The organism is Ancylobacter sp. IITR112 (assembly GCF_041415945.1).
In the GTDB taxonomy this organism is placed as follows: domain Bacteria; phylum Pseudomonadota; class Alphaproteobacteria; order Rhizobiales; family Xanthobacteraceae; genus Ancylobacter.
In genome coordinates, this window is the sequence record NZ_JBGCUS010000001.1 from 1178510 (window position 1) to 1195765 (window position 17256).

The following is a 17256-nucleotide window of genomic DNA, read 5'->3' on the forward strand; positions in this document are numbered from 1 at the left end:
CATGACACGCGGCGGCGCGGGTCTCTCGCGCCGCGCCTTCCTCGGTGCGGGCGCGGCACTCGGCGGATGGGCGCTGCTCGCGCCGACCCGTACCGGTGCCGCGCGCGCTGGTTTCGATCCGTCATCCTTCACGCCCACCCATGAAGTGACGCTCACCGCCGGTGAGATGGAGCTGAAGCTGCTCGGCCCCCAAGGTCCGGCGACACGCATCCTCGCCTATGACGGCGCCCCGTTCCGCACGCTGCGCCTGCCGCGCGGCACGCGGCTGAAGGCAACCTTCGTCAACGGCATTGACGAAGGCTCCACGCTGCACTTTCACGGCATCCGCATGCCGAACGAATATGACGGCGTGCCGACCCTGACCCAGCCGCTGGTGCTGCCCGGCAGCCGCTTCGTGCACCTGCTGCCGCTCGACGATCCCGGCACCTTCTTCTTCCATCCCCATTGCGACGAGACCGGGCAGGCCGGCAAGGGCCTCGCCGGCGTGCTGATCGTCGAGGATGAGCGCGACCCCGCCTTCGATGCCGAGCATGTGCTTTGCCTGAAGGACTGGCGGCTGAAGGAGGATGGAAGCTATCTTCCGCTCTCCGAGCCCGACGGTGCGTCCAAGGCCGGCACGTTCGGCGCCACCCGAACCGTGAATGGCGCGGCCTCGGTTGAGCTCAAAGCGCCCGCCGGCGGCCATGCGCGGCTGCGCATTCTCAACATCGATTCCACCCGCATCATGGATATCGGCGTGGAGGGCGGCGAAGCCTGGCTCATCGCCGTCGACGGCCATGCACTGCCACCGGTGCGGCTCGATGATCTGCCCGATGGCATCTGGCGCATGGGCCCGGCCCAGCGCATCGACCTCGACATCCGCATGCCGGCGGACGGTTCCCCGGTGACGCTGGGCGACTACCGCGCCGCCGACATTTATCAGTTCGCCACCCTCACGGCCGCCGGCAAGGCCGCCAAGCCGCGCAAGGGCCCGCTCGCCTTGCCGAAACCCGCCTTGCCGAAACCGGACATGAAGACGGCGACCCGGCTTTCCTTCACCCTGCAGCAGGCCACCGACCAGGCGGTGAAGGACCTCGCTTTGCCGCCGGACGATCCGCTGGCCAAGGCGCTGATCGACAGCCTGTGTGTCGGCTCCACCACCTATTGGGGCATCCAGTCGGAATCCTGGCCCACCGGCACGCGGCGCAACCTGCCGCCGCCGCTGGCGCGGATGCAGGAAGGCGCCTCCTATGTGGTGGAGATCAAGAACGAGACGCGCTTTCCCCACCCCGTCCATCTGCACGGCCATGCTTTCGAGGTGATGTCCTCCAGCCTCGGCCGACTGCCTCGCCACTGGGCGGACACCGTGCTGGTCCAGCCGGGCGAGGCGGTGGAGACCGCCTTCGTCGCGGCGCGCGGCGACTGGGTGTTCCACTGCCACATTCTGGAACACATGGAGACCGGCATGATGGGCTGGTTCCGGGTCGTGTAATGCGCATGCGCTGCCGCTCCCAGCCATCGCCGTGCCCCGTCCCGCCGATCCCGGATAGGGCGACGATTTCGCGCCGCGGCCTTGTCCGGCAGGCCATGGTTCTGGCCGCCCTGCTGATGCCGGCTTCCGTTCTGGCCGACGATGCCCGGCTCGATGCCGCCATCGGCAAGGCGCTCTTCGAGCGGCCCTGGGTGCCGGCGCCGAGCTCCACCCGCGCCAATGACGGGCTCGGCCCGTTGTTCGATGCGCGCTCCTGCTCGGCCTGCCATCCCGCCGGCGGGGCGGGGGCGACGGCGCTGGACGCGGCCGGGAGGCCGGAGGCGCTGGGGCTGGTACTTGCGCTGTTCCGCACGGACGGCGGCGGCGATCCCGTCTATGGCCACCGGCTGGAGACAATGACGCTGCCCGGTGTGCCGACTGAGGGCAGCTTCACGGTGACGGTGGACAAGGGTCGGCGGCTGCCGCAGATCGACTCCCCCGGCTATGGGCCGCTCGACCCCGCCACCCATATGTCGCTGCGCGCGGCGCCGGATCTGCGCGGGCGCGGCAAGCTGGAACTGGTGGACGATGCGGCGATCCTGGCGCTGCAAGACCCCGAGGACCGTGACGGCGACGGCGTGCGCGGCCGGGCCCGCCGCTTCCCCACTCCCGAGGGCGGTTCGACAGTCGGCCGCTTCGGCTGGAAGGCGAGCCACCCGACGCTGGCGGGGCAGGCCTCCGAAGCCTTTGCGCTCGATCTCGGCCTGTCGACGCCGCTGCGCCCCGAGCCGTGGGGCGACTGTACCGAGGCGCAGACCGCCTGCCGCAACGCCCCGCACGGCCGCGAGGGTGAGGGTGAGCCGGAAATCTCGCAGGCCATAGTCGGCCGCCTCGTCAGCTATTTGCGGGCGCTCAAAGTGCCGGCCGGCGCGGGCGGGGCCGAGGGCGCGCGGCTGTTCGCCGCCACGGGCTGCGCCGCCTGCCACCGCCCGGCGCTGCAGACCCGCGATGGGGGCACGGTGGCGTTGTTCACCGATGTGCTGCTGCACGATATGGGCGAGGGGCTCGCCGACCCTTCCGGGGTGCCGGGCGCCGCCGCTGCCGAATGGCGCACCGCGCCGCTGGCGGGAATCTCCTCCATGCTGGAACGCGGCACCGGCCTGCTGCATGACGGCCGCGCCGCCGATGTGGCCGAGGCGGTGCGCTGGCATGGCGGCGAGGCATCCGGCGCCCGCGCGCGCTTCGAGACGCTGGGGGCGGCCGATCGCGCCCGGCTGATCGAGTATGTTTCTTCTCTCTAGAGCGAGGCCCTGCACATGAGCCGATCCCCCTTCGCCGTGGCGCTGGCAGTGGCGAGCCAGATCGTGCAGGCCGCGCAGGGCGCGCCGGCCATTGCCGCCGCAGGCACGCTGCTCACCACTTTGTTCATCGGCCGCGCCCAGGCCGCGCCGGTTTCCGCGCCCGACATCGTCGAGAGCTGGCTGCTGCCGCGCTACGACACGCTGCTCGCCGCCGCCAAGGCGCAGGAGCAGGCATGGGACGGCTTCTGCAAGGCGCCGTCCGCCGAAGGGGTGAAAGAGCTGAGGGCCCGCTTTGCCGCGGTTTCCGAAGCCTGGTCGGCGGTGGAGTTCATCACCTTCGGCCCGGTGATGCTGTCGCTGCGGCCCGATCGCTTCAACCTGTTCCCGGAGCGGCGCAACGCCGTCGGTCGCTCCGTGGCGGAACTCCTCGCCGATCCCACCGATGAGCGGCTGCAGCCCAAGCGCTTCTTCCGCCTCAGCGCGGCGGCGCAGGGGCTGCCGGCGCTGGAACGGGTGCTGTATGACGACGGTGCCGAGGCCGCGCTGGTGGCGGGGCCGGAAGCGGCGCGGCGCTGCGCGCTGGGGCAGGCGGTGGCGCTCAATCTGGCGACCATCGCCGGGGAAATCCGCACCGGCTGGGGCAGCCGCAGCGAGGGGCTGCTGGCGCAGCTCGTCGCCGGCAAGGCCGATCCGGTCTATTTCCCTGATCCCAACGCCCTGCTCAGCCAGATCGTCACCGATCTCGCCGGCGCCTATCAGCGCGTGGTCGACCAGCGGCTGCTGGTCGTCCTCGGCAAGAGTGCCGAAGAGGCCAAGCCGCTGCTTGCCGACCGCCGCCGCAGCGGGCTGTCGAAGGAGACCATCGTCGCCATCGTGGCGAGCGCGCGGGCGCTGGCCGACGCGCTTGGTGCGGGACTCAATGCGAAGGACCGCGCCAGCCTCGCCCAGACGGTGCAGGCGGCCGAGGCGGCGGCGCAGGGACTGCCGGAGGATATCGGCGCGGCGGCGACGACCGCGCCGGGCCGCAAGACGCTGGAAGCGGCGGTGGCCGCCTTCAAGGCGGCGCAGGCCAGCGTCGCCAAGCCGCTGGCGGCCGGCCTTGGCGTGCCGCTCGGCTTCAACGCGCTCGACGGCGACTGAAGGAGGCGGGCATGGGCTTTCTCGATCTCACCCGCCGTACGCTCGTCGGTGCCATCGGCGCGGTGGCGGCCGGGCCGCGCGTCTTGTTCGCCAGCGGCGCCGCGCATGCGCGCGACCATCTGCTGGAGGCGGAATGGCTGGCCACCGCCGGCGTGGACGGCGGTTTCGCCCCCGTCGTCGTCGCCCCGGACTTTGCCGCCACGCCGGTCGGGGCGGGGGCGCAGCGCCTGCATTGGGTGGAGCCGAGCCCGGACGGGCGCACCGCCATCGCCGTGGCGCGCCGACCCGGCACCACGGCCGTGCTGTTCGATCGCCGCGCCGGTACCGTGCTGGCGACGTTCGAGCCGGGCGAGGGGCGGGTGTTCTCCGGCCATGGCCGCTTCATCGACGGCGGGCGGCGCTTTCTCGCGGTGGAGATCGCACGGGCGGACGGGCAGGGCGTCGTGACCCGCCGCGTGGTGGAGGCGGACTTCGCGGTGGAGGCGGAATGGGCGTCCGCCGGCATCGGTCCGCACGACATGCTGCCCGCGGGGGGCGCGCTGGTCGTCGCCAATGGCGGCATCGAGCCGCACACGCCGGAAGCGCTCGGCGCCGAGGTCGCGGGCGCCAGTGTCGCCCTGCTCGACCCTGAGAGCGGCGCGGTGCGCGCGGTGGCAGGATTGAGCGAAGACCTCGCCTCGCTGTCGCTGCGCCATCTCACATCCGGCGCGGACGGCTTCACGGTCGTCGCGGCGCAGGATCTCCTGGCCGACGGGGTCGCCCGCCCGCTGCTCTATGCGGTGGAGGGGGAGGGGCTACGCGCCTTCGACGCGCCGGACGAGGCATGGCGCGGGCTGCGCACCTATATCGGCTCGGTGGCGCTTGATGCGTCCGGCGCTTTTGTCGCCGCCGCCAGCCCGCGCGGCAACCGGGTGGCGCTGTGGCGGCGCGACGGGCGCTATATCGGCTCGCTGCCGCTGGTCGATGGCTGCGGCCTCGCCCCGACGCGGCAGGCAGGGCAGTTTCTCGCCACAAGCGGCCTTGGCGAGACGGTGCTGATCGCCACCGATGGCGAGGGCGTCGGCGTCGTCGCCCGCCGCTCCGGTGGCCCGCGCTACGACAACCACGCGGTGCTGGTCGCCTGAGCGGCGCCGCGCCGCATTTTGCGCGTGTCGGACAGGGTGGGAACGGCTAGAAGGCACGTCGCCCTCTCCGTCCCTTCGGTCCGCGTCATGAACTCCCTCTTCGCCGCCCTGCCGACCACCGTGTTCGAGACCATGTCGGCGCTGGCCCGCCAGCGTGAGGCGGTCAATCTCGGCCAGGGGTTCCCGGACGATCCCGGCCCGCGCGATGTGCGCGAGAAGGCGGCGCAGGCGGTGCTCGACGGCTGGAACCAGTACCCGCCGATGATGGGCACGCCGGAGCTGCGCCGCGCCGTTGCCGCGCATTACCGCGACTGGCAGGGCCTCGACCTCGATGCCGAGCGCGAGGTGATGGTCACGTCAGGCGCCACCGAGGCCATTGCCGGCGCACTGCTCGCCCTCATCGAGCCGGGCGACGAGGTGGTGCTGTTCCAGCCGCTCTATGACGCCTATCTGCCGCTGGTGCAGCGCGCCGGCGGCGTGCCGCGCCTCGTCCGCCTCGTGCCGCCGCATTGGCGGCTCACCGAGGACGCGCTGGCCGCCGCCTTCACCGCGCGCACCCGGCTGGTGCTGTTCAACAACCCGCACAACCCGACCGGCCGCGTGTTCGACGCCGGGGAACTGGCGCTGCTTGCCCATTTCTGCACCCGCTCCGGCGCGGTGCTGGTGAGCGACGAGGTGTGGGAGCATGTGATCTTCGATGGCCGCACGCATCAGTCGGTCCTCTCCCTGCCGGGGATGCGCGAGCGCAGCGTGAAGATCGGCTCGGCCGGCAAGATCTTCGGCATGACAGGCTGGAAGGTCGGCTTCGTCTGTGCCGCGCCGGAGCTGATGCGGGTGCTGTCCAAGGCGCACCAGTTCCTCACCTTCACGACGCCGCCGGCACTGCAGAACGCCGTTGCCTATGGGCTGGGCAAGGAGCGGGAGTGGTTTCTCGCCATGCGCGCCGGACTCCAGCGCTCGCGCGACCGGCTGGCGGAGGGGCTGACGCGAATCGGGCTGAGCGTGCTGCCCTCCGCCGGCACCTATTTCCTCAATGTCGATCTGGCCCCGCTCGCCCGCGACCTCAACGATGAGGCGTTCTGCCTGTCGCTGGTGGCGCGCGAACGGGTGGCGGCGATCCCCGTCTCCGCTTTCTATGCGGAGGATCCGGTCACGAGCGTGATGCGCCTGTGCTTCGCCAAGACGGATGCGACGCTCGACCGGGCGCTGGAACGCCTGAGCACGCTCGACCACCGCTGAGAACCGGGCGAGCCACCTCAGGCCGCCAGCCCTGCGTCCGTCACCGGATCCTGCGCGCCCGGGCAGGTACGACCGCCGCGCGACGGCGGGTGGATCGACGGGCCGATCAACGGAAATTGCATAAAATATAAGCAATATCAGGCCTGTCGTCGACGCGGGTGCAATCGCCTGGCGGATGTGCCTGTATCTTGGGCGTTTTGCCGCTGGATGAAGAGCCGCCGCCCGATGTGCGGATCGGAAGACCTTTCCAATCGCCCCAATCCCGCCCTTGGCACGCGGGTTGCAAACAATCCCCTCGGCACGCGGACGGGGGTCCTGCGTGTGTACTCCAGAAGGGAATAAAGATGCTGAACATGTTCACGCATGCCCGGCGCATGGCCGGTCGCGCGCTTGTGGGTGCGGCTGCGCTGGCGCTGGCCGGAGGCGGCGTCGCGAGCGCCCAGGAGACGATCAAGGTCGGCGTGCTGCACTCTCTGTCCGGCACCATGGCGATCAGCGAGACGACGCTGAAGGACACCGTTCTGTTCATGGTGCAGGAACAGAACGCGGCCGGCGGCGTGCTCGGCAAGAAGCTGGAAGCCGTGGTGGTCGATCCGGCCTCCAACTGGCCGCTCTTCGCCGAAAAGGCGCGCGAACTCATCGCCAAGGAGAAGGTCGCGGTCGTGTTCGGCTGCTGGACCTCGGTGTCGCGCAAGTCGGTGCTCCCGGTGTTCAAGGAGCTCAACAGCATTCTGTTCTACCCGGTCCAGTATGAGGGCGAGGAGAGCGAGCGCAACGTGTTCTACACCGGCGCCGCCCCGAACCAGCAGGCCATTCCTGCGGTCGACTACCTCATGGAAAACGAGGGCGTGCAGCGCTGGGTGCTGGCCGGCACGGACTATGTCTACCCGCGCACGACCAACAAGATCCTTGAAGCCTATCTGAAGTCGAAGGGCGTCAAGGAAGAAGACATCATGATCAACTACACGCCCTTCGGTCATTCCGACTGGCAGACCATTGTCGCCGACATCAAGAAGTTCGGTTCGGCTGGCAAGAAGACGGCGGTCGTCTCGACCATCAACGGCGATGCCAACGTGCCGTTCTACAAGGAGCTCGGTAACCAGGGCATCAAGGCGACCGACATTCCGGTCGTGGCCTTCTCGGTCGGTGAAGAAGAACTCGCCGGCATCGACACCAAGCCGCTGGTCGGCCACCTCGCCGCGTGGAACTACTTCCAGTCGGTCGACGTGCCGGAGAACGCCGCTTTCATCAAGAAGTGGCAGGCCTTCACCAAGAACGACAAGCGCGTGACCAACGATCCCATGGAAGCGACCGTCATCGGCTTCAACATGTGGGTCAAGGCGGTCGAGAAGGCCGGCACCACCGATGCCGACGCCGTCATCGACGCGCTGATCGGCGTCACCGTGCCGAACCTGTCGGGCGGCTTCTCCGCCATGATGCCGAACCACCACATCACCAAGCCGGTGCTGATCGGCGAGATCAAGGAAGACGGCCAGTTCGACATCGTCGAGCAGACCCCCGGCCTGATCGTCGCCGAAGAATGGTCCCCCTATCTGGAAGGCTCCAAGGACCTGATCGCCGATTGGCGCAAGCCGCTTTCCTGCGGCAACTTCAACGTCAAGACCGGCAAGTGCGGCGGCGCCGGGCAGTGAGCCCGGACCGCGGGCGAGGGCCTCGCGCTCCCGCCTGACGCGCCCACGAACCTCCGGCCGCCCGTGCGGCGGCCGGGATATCTTCGCCTCCGCGTACCGCCGTCGCCGCCGGAGCACCGCTCCGGCCTTCCCCAGCGCCACATCGACGGACGATGATGACCTCACGCGCTTGCCTTTTCCGCCTTGCCCGCCTGCTCTGTGCGCTCGCCCTGCTGTGTGCCTCCGTCCCGTTCGGGCGAGCCGCGGCGCAGGAAAGCGGCGCGCCGGACATCAGCGCCCCGTTGGCACAGCTCACGACCAACAAATATGACGACACCGAAGCCGCGCTGGGTGCGCTGGCGTTAAGTGGCAGCCCGGCCGCCGCCGGCATCGTCGCCGCGCTGGCCGATGGCAAGCTCGTCTTCGGCGGCACGCCGCCGCGTGTCTTCATCCAGGGCGAGGGCGGTGCGCTGCTCGACCCGCTGACGATGCAGCCCGTCACCGATGCGCCGGCGGTCAAGCCGGTGCGGGTCAACAACCGCATCCGCCGCGCCATTGAGGCCGCCAACGGTGCCCTCTCACTGGTGAGCCCGGACCCCGGCACGCGCCGCGAGGCGGCACTGGCGGTCGGGCGCTCGCGCGACGAGGCGGCGCTGCCGGCGCTGGAGGCGGCGATCGCCAAGGAGACCGACCCGAAGGTGAAGTCGGCGATGAACCTCGCCCGCGCGTCGATCCTGATCGGCAAGGAGGGCATCACCCCGGCGGAGCGCATCGCCGCCGTCGAACTGGTGGGAGCCGAGGGCAATCAGGACGCGCTCGCCATCCTGCGCTCGGTGCCCGAGAGCGCGGCGCCGGAGGTGAAGCAGGCCGCTGCCGCGGCGATTGACGGCATCGAACGCAACCTCGCGCTGTGGGGCGTGGCGCAGAATGTCTGGTACGGGCTGTCGCTTGGCTCGGTGCTGCTGCTGGCCGCCATCGGCCTCGCCATCACCTTCGGCGTGATGGGCGTCATCAACATGGCGCATGGCGAAATGGTCATGCTCGGCGCCTACACCACCTTCGTCGTGCAGGAGGTGATCCGCACCTCCTATCCCGGCCTGTTCGACGCCTCGCTGCTGATCGCCATTCCGCTCGCCTTCGTCTTCACCGGTCTCATCGGCGTCCTCATCGAACGCACTGTCATCCGCTTTCTCTACGGCCGGGCGCTGGAGACACTCCTTGCGACATGGGGCATTTCGCTGATCCTGCAGCAGGCGATCCGCACCATTTTCGGCCCCACCAACCGCGAGGTCGGCGCCCCAAGCTGGATGTCCGGCAGTTTCGAGATTGGCCATTTGTCGATCACCTATGGCCGGCTGTGGATCATCGTCTTCTCATTGCTGGTGTTTTTCGCGTTGCTCGCAACGCTTCGGCTGACCCGCATCGGCCTGGAAATGCGGGCGGTGACGCAGAATCGCCGCATGGCCGCCTCCATGGGCATCCGCACCAACTGGGTCGACGCGATGACCTTCGGCCTCGGCTCCGGCATCGCCGGCATGGCCGGCGTGGCGCTGAGCCAGATCGACAACGTCTCGCCAAACCTCGGGCAGAGCTACATCATCGACAGCTTCCTGGTGGTTGTGTTCGGCGGCGTGGGCAATCTCTGGGGTACGCTGGTCGGCGCGATGACGCTCGGCGTCGCCAACAAGCTGCTGGAGCCCTATGCCGGCGCGGTGCTCGGCAAGATCGCGCTGCTGGTCATCGTCATCCTCTTCATCCAGAAGCGCCCAAGAGGCCTCTTCGCCCTCAAGGGAAGGTCGATTGAGGCATGAATACCAAGAGCTTAGCCATGACCCGTCAGCCGGCCCTCCTGGGCGCAAGCGGCCTCGTCTTCCTCGCGGTCCTCGCCGTCGTGGCGGTGCTGGTACCCGTCCTCAACCTCGCCGTCTCGCCGGATTCAGCGGTGCATGTACCGACCTATGTGGTCTCGTTGCTCGGCAAGTACCTCACCTACGCGCTGCTCGCGCTCTCGGTGGACCTCATCTGGGGCTATGTCGGCATCCTCTCGCTCGGGCAGGGCGCGTTCTTCGCGCTCGGCGGCTACGCGATGGGCATGTACCTGATGCGCCAGATCGGCACGCGCGGCGTCTATGGCGATCCGGTCCTGCCGGATTTCATGGTGTTCCTCAACTGGAAGGAACTTCCCTGGTTCTGGTACGGCTTCGATATGTTCCCCTTCGCCGCGCTGATGGTGCTGTTGGCGCCGGGACTTCTCGCCCTGGTGTTCGGCTGGTTCGCCTTCCGCTCGCGCGTCACCGGCGTGTATCTGTCCATCATCACCCAGGCGATGACCTTCGCCCTGCTGCTGGCCTTCTTCCGCAACGATATGGGCTTTGGCGGCAATAACGGCCTGACCGATTTCAAGGACATTCTCGGCTTCAACATTCAGGCGGACGGCACGCGGCTGGTGCTGTTCGTGCTGTCGGCGGTGGCGCTGGGGCTTGGCTATGTTCTGTGCCGCTTCCTCGTCCGCTCGCATTTCGGCAAGGTGCTGGTCGCCATCCGCGATGCGGAAACCCGCGTGCGCTTCACCGGCTACCGGGCGGAGAATTACAAGCTGGTGGCCTTTGTCGTCTCCGCTATGCTCGCTGGCATCGCCGGCGCGCTCTATGTGCCGCAGGTCGGAATCATCAACCCCTCGGAGTTCTCGCCGGCCAATTCCATCGAGATCATCGTCTGGGTGGCGGTCGGCGGGCGCGGTACGCTGGTCGGCGCGGCGCTGGGGGCGGTGCTGGTGAACTACGCCAAGACCTATTTCACCTCAGGGATCCTCGCCCCGTACTGGCTGTTCATGCTCGGCGGCCTGTTCGTCGCCGTCACCCTGTTCCTGCCCAAGGGCATTGTCGGCACCTATTACGACTGGCGCGAAAAGCGCCGGCCGCATGACGACATACCGGGCGCACCCGTAGCCGCGCCCGGCCCGGCCGAGTGAGGGAGAGCGACATGACCGATACCGCGACGCTCGAACCCATGGCCGAGGCGGCACCTGCCGCGAAGAAGGAACTGACCGAGGCACTGCTCTATCTCGACGCCGTCACCGTCACCTTCGATGGCTTCCGCGCGCTCAACGCGCTGTCCTTCACCGTCGATCCCGGCGAGATGCGGGCGGTGATCGGCCCGAACGGCGCCGGCAAGACGACGATGATGGATGTCATCACCGGCAAGACCCGTCCCGATCGGGGCGACGTGTACTTCAATGGCGGCACCACCGATCTCACCAAGCTGGACGAGACGCAGATCGCCACGCTGGGCATCGGCCGCAAGTTCCAGAAGCCGACCGTGTTCGAGAGCCACACGGTGCTCGACAATCTGCGCCTTGCGCTGAAGGGCCAGCGGCGCGCTTTGCCCAACATCTTCCGGCGCGAAAGCGCGGCCGAGCGCGACCGAATCGACGAGATTTTCGAGACCATCCGTCTCACCGAGCATCGCGACCGCCTCGGCGGGGCGTTGTCTCACGGGCAGAAACAGTGGCTGGAAATCGGCATGCTGCTGGCGCAGGACCCCAAGCTGCTGCTGGTCGACGAGCCGGTGGCCGGCATGACCGACGCGGAGACCGCCCAGACCGCCGAATTGCTGCGGGCGATCAACGCCAACGGCCATTCGGTGGTGGTGGTCGAGCACGACATGACCTTCGTGCGCGACCTCGGCGTGCGCGTCATGTGTCTGCATGAAGGCTCGGTCCTGGCCGAGGGGACGCTCGATCAGGTGAGCGCCAATGAGCGCGTCATCGAAGTCTATCTGGGGCGCTAGGGCTCATGCTGGAAGTTCAGGACATCAACCTTTTCTACGGCGCGGCGCAAGCCTTGCGCGGCGTCTCGCTCACCGCAGAGCCCGGCAAGGTCACATGCGTGCTCGGGCGCAACGGCGTCGGCAAGACCAGCCTGATGCGAGCCATTGTCGGCCAGGCGCCCGTCGCCAAGGGCACGATCCGGTTCAATGGCGAAGACATCACCGCTATGGCGCCGTCCGAGCGGGCGCGGCGGGGCATCGCCTTCGTGCCGCAGGGGCGCGAGATCTTTCCGCTGCTCACCGTCGCGGAAAACCTGCAGACCGGCTTCGCGCCCCTGAAGCGGCCCGACCGCTTCATCCCCGACGACGTGTTCTCGCTGTTCCCGGTGCTGGATTCGATGATGCGCCGGCGCGGCGGCGACCTCTCGGGTGGCCAGCAGCAGCAATTGGCTATCGGCCGAGCGCTGACCATGCGGCCCAAGGTGCTGGTGCTGGACGAGCCGACCGAGGGCATCCAGCCCTCGATCATCAAGGATATCGGCAACGCCATCCGCTATCTGCGGTCCAAGGGTGACATGGCCATTGTGCTGGTCGAGCAGTATTTCGACTTCGCCAAGGAACTCGCCGACCATTTCATCGTAATGGAGCGTGGCGCCGTGGTGATGTCCGGCGATGGTGCTGCGCTTGAGGATCCCGATGTTCGCAACCGCATCGCCGTCTGAACCCGCCTCCATCCCGGTCGAGCGGCGCGGGCAGGGGCGGTTGCTGGTCGAGGCGCGGGCGCTGGATGGGCGCACGGTGCGGGGGCGGATCGAGGAGGAGGGTTTCGCGCGCGTGCGTTTTCCGCGCTCCGGTCGCCGGGGGCGGGCACTGGAAGCGGTCATGATCAACACTGGGGGTGGCCTTGCCGGGGGCGATGCCTCGCAAAGCTGCCTTGTTGCTGGGCGAGATGCCCAATTGGTGGTCACCACTCAGGCGGCGGAGAAAATCTATCGCTCGGACGGCGCCACCTCGCGCATCGAAGTGGAATTGGTCGCGGAAGCGTGCGCCAGCCTGCACTGGCTGCCGCAGTCAACCATCGTGTTCGACGGCGCGCGGGTCGAACGCTCCATCGCCGCCGAGGTGGCGCCGGATGCGCGGCTCCTGCTGGTCGAGCCGGTCATTCTCGGTCGCACTGCGCGGGGTGAGCGTGTCTCCCACGGCAGCCTTGCCGACCGTTGGCGCATCCGCCGCGATGGGCGTCTCATCTATGCCGACGGGCTGCAGCTCGACGGCGACATCGCCGCCACGCTCGACCGCCGCGCGACCGCCGGTGGCTGGGCTGCTTTCGCCACGCTGCTGCTGGTGGCACCGGATGCCGAGGCGCGGCTCGAGGCCGCCCGCGGCGCCCTCGGCCTCGACAGTGGCGCGGACGACATTGCTCCCGCCACTTTGCCCGAGGGGCTCGACGCGGGTGCCAGCTCCTGGGACGGCATGCTGTCCGTCCGCCTGCTCGCCCGCGACGGCGCGCCATTGGAGAGTGCCATACGCCGGGTGCTCGGCGTGCTCGGAGTGGGCGAAGTGCCGCGCATCTGGCATTCCTGATGCAAGTATGGCGGACTTTTGCCGCGACAATCACCTTTGCAGAGCCGGAGACGCCCTAATGAACCTCAGCCCGCGCGAGAAGGACAAGCTGCTTGTCGCCATGGCCGCCCTGGTGGCCCGTCGCCGCCTGGAGCGGGGGGTGAAGCTGAACTATCCCGAGGCGGTGGCGCTCATTACCGATGTGGTGGTGGAGGGCGCACGCGACGGCAAGACCGTTGCCGAACTGATGACGCTCGGCACCACAGTGCTGACCGCCGATCAGGTGATGCCGGGCGTCGCCGAGATGATCGTCGAAATCCAGGTCGAGGCGACCTTTCCGGATGGTACCAAGCTCGTCACCGTGCATGAGCCGATCGCCTCCGCTCATTCTGCGGGGGCGCCTGGCGAGATGCTGCTGGAAGAAGGCGAGATCGAATTGCTGGCTGGGCGCGACTTCGTCTCTGTCATCGTCGCCAATACGGGCGACCGGCCGATTCAGGTCGGCAGCCATTACCACTTTTTCGAAACCAACCCGGCGCTCGCCTTCGAGCGGGAAAAAGCGCGCGGCATGCGGCTCGCCATTCCCTCCGGAACGGCGGTGCGCTTCGAGCCTGGGCAGAGCCGGGAGGTGACGCTGGTCGCTCTTGCCGGCAAGCGAGAGGTCTACGGCTTCCGCCAGGACGTGATGGGCAAGCTGTGACACCCGACTGACCCGCCCGCCGCCTCGCCGTCCACCCTGCCGATACGGATTGCCGCCATGTCCATCAAGATTTCCCGCGCCTCCTATGCCGAGATGTTCGGCCCGACCACGGGCGACCGGGTGCGCCTCGCCGACACTGCCCTCGTCATCGAGGTGGAGAAGGACCTCACCGTCTATGGCGAGGAGGTGAAATTTGGCGGCGGCAAGACCATCCGCGACGGCATGGGCCAGTCGCAGGTCATGCGGGCGGAGGGGGCGGTCGATACCGTCATCACCAACGCGCTGATCCTCGACCACTGGGGTATCGTCAAGGCGGATATCGGCATCCGCGACGGCCGGATCTGCGGCATCGGCAAGGCCGGCAATCCGGACATTCAGCCGGGCGTGAACATCGTCATCGGCGCATCGACGGAAGTCATCGCCGGCGAGGGCAAGATCATCACCCCCGGCGGCTTCGACAGCCATATCCACTTCATCTGCCCACAGCAGATCGAGCACGCGCTGATGAGCGGCGTCACCACCATGCTGGGCGGCGGCACCGGCCCGGCGGCGGGCACCAACGCCACGACCTGCACGCCCGGCCCGTGGCACATCGAGATGATGCTTCGCGCCTTCGACAGCTTCCCGGTCAACCTCGCCCTGTCGGGCAAGGGCAATGCCTCACTGCCGGGCCCGCTGGTCGAGCAGATCGAGGCCGGCGCCTGTTCGCTGAAACTGCACGAGGACTGGGGAACGACGCCGGCGACCATCGACAATTGCCTGTCGGTGGCCGACGAGTACGACATTCAGGTGATGATCCACACCGACACGCTCAATGAAAGCGGCTTTGTCGAGGACACGATCGGCGCCTTCAAGGGGCGCACCATTCACGCCTTCCACACCGAAGGCGCCGGTGGCGGCCATGCGCCTGATATCATGAAGGTGGCGGGCCTGCCGAATGTGCTGCCGTCGTCCACCAACCCGACGCGGCCCTTCACCATCAACACGCTCGACGAGCATCTCGACATGCTCATGGTCTGTCACCACCTCGACCCGCTGATCGCGGAGGATCTCGCCTTTGCCGAGAGCCGCATCCGTAAGGAGACGATTGCGGCCGAGGACATTCTGCATGATCTCGGCGCGATCTCGATGATGAGTTCGGACAGCCAGGCCATGGGCCGGCTGGGCGAGGTGATCACCCGTACCTGGCAGACCGCGCACAAGATGAAGCTGCAGCGCGGCCTGCTGCCGGGGGATAGCGAGCGCAACGACAATGCCCGCGCCAAGCGCTACATCGCCAAATACACGATCAATCCCGCCATTGCGCACGGCATCTCCCGACATATCGGCTCGGTGGAGAACGGCAAGCTGGCCGATCTCGTGGTCTGGTCGCCGGCCTTCTTCGGCACCAAGCCGGACATGGTGATCAAGGGCGGGACCATCGTGGCGGCGGTCATGGGCGATCCCAACGCGTCCATCCCCACGCCGCAGCCGGTGCATTACCGGCCGATGTGGGGCGCCTATGGCAAGGCGCGCACCGCAACCTCGCTCACCTTCGTCTCGCAGGCGGCGATGGAGCTGAATGTCGCCCACAAGCTGGGACTGGAGAAGCGCGCGGTGGCGGTGGAGAATGTGCGCGGCGGCATCTCGAAGGCGTCGATGATTCACAACCACGCGACCCCGCATCTGGAGATCGACCCGGAAACCTATGAAGTGAGGGCCGATGGCGAGTTGCTGACCTGCGCCCCCGCTAGCGAACTCCCCATGGCGCAGCGCTATTTCCTGTTCTAAGGGTTGGGAGAGGACGCCTAAACCGCGCGTCGCACCCACCGGAGTTCTCCCATGATCCGTGCCCGCACTGTGCTCCCCGCCGGCAGCTGGGATGCCGCCACCGCCGCTGACCGGGTGGTGCTGCCGCATGACGGGCGCTACCGCCGCCGTATCGCCATGCGCGGTGAGGGCGACGTGGCGTTTCTGCTCGACCTTGCCGAGGCGACGCGGCTGCGGGACGGCGATGGTCTGAAACTGGATGACGAGCGCATCGTGGCGGTAGTCGCGGCCGAGGAGCCGGTGGCGGAGATCGTCGCGCAGGATGCGCATCATCTGGCGCGGCTCGCCTGGCATCTGGGCAACCGCCATGTGCCGGCGGAGCTTCTTGCGGATCGCATCCGCATCGCCCGCGACAGCGTGCTGGAGGAGATGGCGCGCGGCCTTGGCGCCACCGTCGAGGTGGTCGATTCGGCCTTCGAGCCGGAAGGCGGCGCCTATGAAGCCGCCGAGGCGCACGGGCACCACGCTCACGGCCACGAGCACCATCATGACCACGCTCATGACCACGCTCATGGCGAGGCCTGCGGCTGCGGCCATGATCACCACGACCATGATCACCACGACCATGACCACCACGGTCATGATCACCATGAACATGTCCATCATGGCCACTGTCACGCCCCGCATGAACGGGACGTGCTGCATGTCCATGGGCACGAGCACAGCCACAGCCACGATCACAAGCATGAGCATGCTCACGAGCACGGCCCCGACTGCGGCTGCGGCCATGACCACAAGCATGGCCATGACCACGAACATCATGGCCATGATCACGACCATGAACATGGTCACGGCCATAAGCACAGTCACTAGGGCGCGGCGATGAGCGAGGCACCTGTGGCGCTCCCTGGCGCCTCGCCCGATCTCCTGGCCTTGTTCGTCTGGCTGTCTCCGGCTTATCCCGTGGGGGCGTTCGCCTATTCGCACGGTCTCGAATGGGCGGTGGAGACGCAGGAAGTCTCCGATCTCGCCTCGCTTACGCACTGGGTTGACGATCTGCTGCGCCATGGCGGGCCCTTTGCCGACGCCGTCCTGCTGGCTCACGCCTTTGAAGCGTCGCGGGAGGGCGACGACGCACGGCTGCGCGAGGTGCTGGAACTCGCCGCCGCCTTCGCCCCCTCGCGCGAACGGCAGATGGAAACGCTGAACCAGGGCGACGCCTTTCTCGCCGCCACCCGCGCCGCGTGGCCGGCGCCGCTGCTGGAGCGGTTGCCCGCACTCTGGGACGGGCGTGTCGCCTATCCCGCAGCTGTGGGCCTCGCGGCGGCGGCGCATGGGCTTCCTCTCGCGGCCACGACTTCCGCCTTCCTCAACGCCGTCGCAGCGAACCTCATCTCTGCCGCCGTGAGGCTCGTGCCGCTCGGCCAGACCGACGGCAACCGGGCGCTGGCGGCGGCGACGCAGACGGTGCGTGAGGTGGCGCCGCTGGTCGACGGAGTGCCGCTCGACCAACTCGGCGGGGCGGCGCTCAAATCCGATATCGCGTCGATGCGTCACGAGACGCAGTACACGCGGCTGTTCCGAAGTTGAA

15 protein-coding genes are annotated in these 17256 nt (G+C 68.2%); all 15 read left to right on the forward strand.

The window, feature by feature from the left end:
• The first annotated feature begins 1 nt into the window (after position 1).
• The 15 genes from AAC979_RS05295 to AAC979_RS05365 all read left to right on the forward strand — a co-directional run bounded on the left by AAC979_RS05295 (position 2) and on the right by AAC979_RS05365 (position 17255).
• Entirely contained in the window at positions 2–1471 is a 1470-nt protein-coding gene (locus AAC979_RS05295) for a multicopper oxidase family protein (RefSeq protein ID WP_371345799.1), read from the forward strand.
• 95 nt (positions 1472–1566) lie between these two features.
• The gene (locus tag AAC979_RS05300; RefSeq protein ID WP_371345800.1) at positions 1567–2751 is read left to right on the forward strand and encodes a di-heme oxidoredictase family protein; all 1185 of its coding nucleotides are present in this window, start codon (positions 1567–1569) and stop codon (positions 2749–2751) included.
• Between the two features lie 15 nt (positions 2752–2766).
• The gene (locus tag AAC979_RS05305; RefSeq protein ID WP_371345801.1) at positions 2767–3891 is read left to right on the forward strand and encodes an imelysin family protein; all 1125 of its coding nucleotides are present in this window, start codon (positions 2767–2769) and stop codon (positions 3889–3891) included.
• A gap of 11 nt (positions 3892–3902) precedes the next feature.
• Positions 3903–5015, forward strand: coding sequence for a DUF1513 domain-containing protein (locus AAC979_RS05310; RefSeq protein ID WP_371345802.1), 1113 nt, complete (start codon positions 3903–3905; stop codon positions 5013–5015).
• Between the two features lie 87 nt (positions 5016–5102).
• Positions 5103–6254: an aminotransferase gene (locus AAC979_RS05315; protein ID WP_371345803.1), complete on the forward strand. Its 1152-nt coding sequence runs from the start codon at positions 5103–5105 to the stop codon at positions 6252–6254.
• Between the two features lie 344 nt (positions 6255–6598).
• Complete coding sequence (gene urtA / locus AAC979_RS05320) at positions 6599–7906, forward strand: urea ABC transporter substrate-binding protein (protein WP_371345804.1); 1308 nt, start codon at positions 6599–6601, stop codon at positions 7904–7906.
• 155 nt (positions 7907–8061) lie between these two features.
• On the forward strand, positions 8062–9696 hold the full coding sequence (gene urtB / locus AAC979_RS05325) for an urea ABC transporter permease subunit UrtB (protein WP_371345805.1): 1635 nt from the start codon (positions 8062–8064) through the stop codon (positions 9694–9696).
• Between the two features lie 17 nt (positions 9697–9713).
• Complete coding sequence (urtC, locus tag AAC979_RS05330; protein WP_371345806.1) at positions 9714–10856, forward strand: urea ABC transporter permease subunit UrtC; 1143 nt, start codon at positions 9714–9716, stop codon at positions 10854–10856.
• Between the two features lie 38 nt (positions 10857–10894).
• Positions 10895–11674 carry an urea ABC transporter ATP-binding protein UrtD gene (urtD, locus tag AAC979_RS05335; protein WP_371349005.1) on the forward strand — a complete coding sequence of 260 codons (780 nt, stop codon included), beginning with the start codon at positions 10895–10897 and terminating at the stop codon, positions 11672–11674.
• A 5-nt stretch (positions 11675–11679) separates the two neighbouring features.
• Complete coding sequence (gene urtE / locus AAC979_RS05340) at positions 11680–12375, forward strand: urea ABC transporter ATP-binding subunit UrtE (RefSeq protein ID WP_371345807.1); 696 nt, start codon at positions 11680–11682, stop codon at positions 12373–12375.
• Entirely contained in the window at positions 12350–13237 is an 888-nt protein-coding gene (locus AAC979_RS05345; protein WP_371345808.1) for an urease accessory protein UreD, read from the forward strand. The genes urtE and AAC979_RS05345 overlap by 26 nt, the downstream gene beginning before the upstream one ends.
• Before the next feature lie 58 nt (positions 13238–13295).
• The gene (locus tag AAC979_RS05350; protein WP_371345809.1) at positions 13296–13916 is read left to right on the forward strand and encodes an urease subunit gamma; all 621 of its coding nucleotides are present in this window, start codon (positions 13296–13298) and stop codon (positions 13914–13916) included.
• Positions 13917–13973: 57 nt separating this feature from the next.
• Positions 13974–15686, forward strand: a complete 1713-nt coding sequence (ureC, locus tag AAC979_RS05355) for an urease subunit alpha (RefSeq protein ID WP_371345810.1) — start codon at positions 13974–13976, stop codon at positions 15684–15686.
• Between the two features lie 51 nt (positions 15687–15737).
• Entirely contained in the window at positions 15738–16538 is an 801-nt protein-coding gene (locus AAC979_RS05360) for an urease accessory protein UreE (protein ID WP_371345811.1), read from the forward strand.
• Positions 16539–16547: 9 nt separating this feature from the next.
• Positions 16548–17255, forward strand: coding sequence for an urease accessory protein UreF (locus AAC979_RS05365; RefSeq protein ID WP_371345812.1), 708 nt, complete (start codon positions 16548–16550; stop codon positions 17253–17255).
• Position 17256 lies beyond the last annotated feature (1 nt).